The organism is Longimonas sp. (genome assembly GCF_046498435.1).
In the GTDB taxonomy this organism is placed as follows: domain Bacteria; phylum Bacteroidota; class Rhodothermia; order Rhodothermales; family Salinibacteraceae; genus Longimonas.
The window spans coordinates 1-4,537 of record NZ_JAWOAR010000026.1; the positions used below are offsets into that span (position 1 = coordinate 1).

General features: G+C 61.1%; 2 protein-coding genes and 1 pseudogene. 2 read left to right on the top strand and 1 reads right to left on the bottom strand.

Features of this window, described 5'->3' with window-relative positions:
• Positions 1-92 precede the first annotated feature (92 nt).
• Positions 93-926 carry an orotidine-5'-phosphate decarboxylase gene (gene pyrF, locus R6U20_RS01120; RefSeq protein WP_410336031.1) on the bottom strand — a complete coding sequence of 278 codons (834 nt, stop codon included), beginning with the start codon at positions 924-926 and terminating at the stop codon, positions 93-95.
• A gap of 266 nt (positions 927-1,192) precedes the next feature.
• Between pyrF and R6U20_RS01125 the strand changes: the two genes are divergently transcribed.
• Entirely contained in the window at positions 1,193-3,286 is a 2,094-nt protein-coding gene (locus R6U20_RS01125; protein WP_410336032.1) for an acyl-CoA dehydrogenase family protein, read from the top strand.
• A 680-nt stretch (positions 3,287-3,966) separates the two neighbouring features.
• Positions 3,967-4,537, top strand: a pseudogene (locus tag R6U20_RS01130) (hypothetical protein); the annotation flags it as partial.

The following is a 4,537-nucleotide window of genomic DNA, read 5'->3' on the forward strand; positions in this document are numbered from 1 at the left end:
ACAGCGTAGACGTATCACGCTACACGGGGGCCGCGTGTGCAATCACGTACACCAAACATATCCAAAACCGCCCCCACTCGCAAGCCAACACCTCACCCCAGCGCCCCCTGCAACTCAGCAGCCGCCTCCGCGGCGGCCTCGGCGAAGTTGGGGCCGTCGTGGGCGTAGAGGATGCTACGGCTGCTGTTGACGAGGATGAGTCCATCTTCAGTGACGGCGGCGTTGACGGCGGCGCGAGCATCGCCGCCCTGGGCGCCGACACCGGGGACGAGAAAGGGTAGCGTTGGGCACACCTCACGCAGTTCGGCGAGAGCCTCGGGGGCGGTGGCGCCGACGACGAGTCCGGCGTCGCCCTGGGATTCGGGGTGGGCGCTCCAGCGCTGTACGAGCCGGGCGATGCGCTGGTAGACGGGCTCGCGGGGCAGATCGCCTTTGGCATCCACGGGGCATTCTTGCAGGTCGGCGCTTCCGGCGTTGGAGGTGCGCGTGAGCACGAACACGCCGCGCTCGGCCGTGCGAAGAAAGGGCAGGATGCTGTCGCGGCCCATGTAGGGCGCAGCGGTGATGGCATCGGCGCCGAGGTGGTCGAAGAGTCCACGGGCGTAGAACCGAGCCGTGTGGCCGATGTCGCCGCGCTTGGCATCGGCGATGCAGAGATGGGTGTCGGGGATGGCGGCGATGACGGATTCGAGCGCGGCGTATCCGGCGGCGCCGTGCGCTTCGAAGAAGGCCAGGTTCGGCTTGTAGGCGCAGCAGTGCGGCGCGGTGGCCTCGATGATCGCGACGCAGAAGGCCGCCAGCGCGATGGGATCGGTGCGGTAGTCGGCGTAGGGCGCGGGCAGGCGCTCGGGGATGGGGTCGAGTCCGACGCACACGCGCGATGCGAATTCGTGTTGGGCCGTGCGGAGACGCTGAACGAACGACATGGGAGCTAAAAACAGGGAAAATAGATCGGGGCGCGGAATGGTTGTTCAACGTAGCTCTTCCGCTACGCATCTACAACCGAAAACGTATGGACTTTTCGCACAGGAGCGGGCATAAAAGGAACTGCAATCCGTTCATCAACTACAACTTAGCGCTCCCGGTGGAAGCACTTCCACGCAGCGTCTTATCTGCATTGCGCGGTTGGATCCGCGTGCCTGCCGGTGGCCCCCACATGGTTCACTGATCTGCCACAACAACCGCTATCATCATGGCCAACAAAGGCTTAAGCAATATAAAAGGCGTCTCCAAGCAAGATAAGGAGATGATTGAGAACATCGAGACCATGATGGGCCCCGAGCCCGAAGACATGGGCCTCATGAAGAATGTGTTCTGGGGACGCTTCCGCGAAGATTTGGTCTTTCCGTATCCGCGTGAGTCGAAGGAGGAGCGCGACACCTGCGATGCGCTGCTGGAGGAGCTGGAAGACTACCTCGAAAATGAGCACCCCGCCGTTGAAATCGATCAGGAAGAGTACATTCCGGAGTGGTGCATTGAGCGCCTCTTCGACATGGGCGTGATGGGCATGATCATCCCCAAAGAGTATGGCGGACTCGGGCTGGGCGTGACCAGCTACAACCGCGTGCTGGAGCTGATTGGCAAGCACTGTGCCTCGACTGCGGTGATGGTGTCGGCGCATCAGTCTATTGGATGCAAAGCGCTCGTCATGTTCGGCAATGAGGAGCAGAAAGACGAGTATCTGCCCATGGTGGCGCGCGAGAAGCTCTCCGCGTTCTGCCTGTCGGAGCCGAACGTGGGCTCGGATGCGGCGGGACAGGAGTCGTTCTCGGTCAAGACCGAAGACGGCGATTACATCCTGAACGGCGAGAAGAAGTGGTCCACCTCGGCGGCACTCAGCGGGCTCTTTACCGTGATGTGCAAGAACATGGTCAAGAATCCCGACACGGGCGAGCTGGAGCAGAAGGGCGTGAACGCGCTCATCTGCACGCCGGATATGGAGGGCGTGGAGATCTTCGAGAACAACCGCTCGAAGACCGGTATTCGCGGCACGTGGCAGGCGCGCATCCGCTTCAACGATGTGCGGGTGCCCAAAGAAAACATGCTGCACAAAGAGGGTCGCGGACTCAACGTGGCGCTGTCGTGCCTGAACTACGGTCGCTGCACGCTCTCGGCGGGCGTTACGGGCGCAGCCAAGTCGGCCATGGATCAGGGCATCAAGTGGGCGCAGACGCGTTACCAGTTTAAGCGTCCGATTTCGGACTTTGAGCTCGTGCGCCAGAAGATTGCCCGCATGTCGGCGCTCGTCTACGCGATGGATGCCATGCTCTACATGATGACGGGCATGCTCGACCGCGGCGACAAAGACATCATGGTCGAAACTGCCATCACCAAGGTCTTCTGCTCGCACTACGGGTGGGAGGTCATCAACGAGGTGATGCAGATCATGGGCGGCGAAGGCTACATGACCGAGCACGAGCTGGAGCGCTCCTGGCGCGACAACCGCATCCACGCCATTGTGGAGGGCTCGAACGAGGTCATGCAGTCGTTCATCTTTGCGTACGGCGGCAAGAAGCTGGCCGAGCAGATGGTGTCGGTGCAAGACGCGCTGACGTGGGATACCGACGAAGGCATTGGCGACAACCTGTCGCGCATCCTGACGGCCGCCACGAATCCGACCGTTATGTCGAAGGCGCTGCCGCTGGCCGGACAGCTCTTCATGGGCATCAAGCCGCAGGCGCCTGAGGTGCGCAGCGTGCATCCCGCGCTCCGCTCGCAGGCCCAGACGCTGTCAACGCTCATCCAGAAGCACTCGCACTACTTCAAGATGGCGAGCAAGTGGGAGCGCGAGAAGATTGTGGAGCACCAGGCGCAACAGGCGCGCGTGGCCGACAACGCGATCTACCTCTACGCGATGATCACCTCGCTCTCGAAGATGGACGACCAGCTTCGCACCGGCGAGTATGGGCCCGCCTTCGAACGCGACCGCGCCGCGTTTGAGTACCTGTTCGACTGGTTCGAGAACAAGATCCACGAGAACTTCGGTCAGCTGCGTAACAACGCCGACGACAGCATGCGCAAGGCTGCCGAAGCCGCGCTGCGCTTCAATGACACGCTGCCGAACAAGGACTTCTACATCCACGAAGGCAGTCCGCTCGGACGCGACGCGGGCAAGGAGACGCCCACCGAGCACATCAAGCAGTTTCCCGGCGACGGCGTCGACCCGCGCACCCAAGACCGCGCGCCCGGCGAAACCGACGAGCTGGAGCTTGACGACGTGCCTGCCGCCTCGGGCGATGGCGCCCCCGAAGAGCCCAAGCCCGCCGCCGAAGATGGCGTCGCGTAAGCCGCAACGGACATAACGGCTGTCCCCCACCACTGCCCGGTGCTCTTTACGGAGCATCGGGCGGTTTTTTTGTTGGGAGAAAGCGAAGGCGCGTGCCTCAACCGGACGACCGTCGCAACGAAGCAGGAGCTCCGCACGGTGGCCATCCGATCGGTATCGTGATGCACACAGCCCGCTCCCCAATCGATACAAGCGTAGACATGAAGACGCACCACGGCGATCCCGTGACGAAGAGCGTATCGGGATCAGGATGGGTAACTTCGAAACAAAAAGTGGGGCCCAATCGCAGAGGTTCGGGATGTCATACGAGAAGAAGAGACGGCAGCACCCCGGATCATCGTACAAAATGGATGACCGCCTTTTTATGCAGGAGATCGCCGATGTTTACTCTATGTTCACCCATTTCGCCTAAATTGAGACATATCACGAACCTTCTGACACATATGGCAAAGCGGTTGGGGGGATAAATGGCTACTATGGGGATGCGCGAACGGCGAAATTCTGTGCTCTCGTTGGCGCACCCCACCACCACCGCGTTCCCTGCAATTTGCGTCCCCCACCCCATGACCGGAATGTTACGAAATAACCCAGTCCGTCATTCCCCATCAACGGTCGGTACGGCCCGGCCCATTGCAGCGCAAACCAAGGGGCACGCTGAGGGGCCCAGTTGGCTGGGATGGATGAGTGCCCTGAGCCTGCTCATTCTGCTGATAGGCATGCACATGGCGCCTCCAGCCGTCCAGGCACAGGACATCTACCACGTCACCGAAACCGGCGATCCTAATGGCAGCGGAGCCTCGTTCGCCGACAGCGATGCGATCTCTCTGCAAGGCGCGATAGACAATGCCGGGGGCGATGACGTGATCGTGATTGCAGCCGGGCGGTACGTGCCAAGTCAGCAAACCGATTTAGCCGATGCGCGCACAGCTACATTCCTAATTGACCGCTCGCAGGATGGGCTAAAGGTCTACGGCGGCTGGGACGGGACTACGTCGTTTAGCAGCATTACCGAAGTAGAAAACGAGTTGCAAAATCGTGATCTCGCAGCGAATCGCACCGTCCTTTCCGGCGATATCGATGGGGATGACATTACGAGTACAGACGGAATCACCGAAACCGCTGAAGACATCGAGGGCGATAACAGCTATACGGTGGTATACCTTGCCGGTAGCGCTGGACGGATTACGCTCGACACCGTGTTGGATGGGCTTGTGATCACTGGCGGGAATGCTGATGGTACGGAGCGCTCTC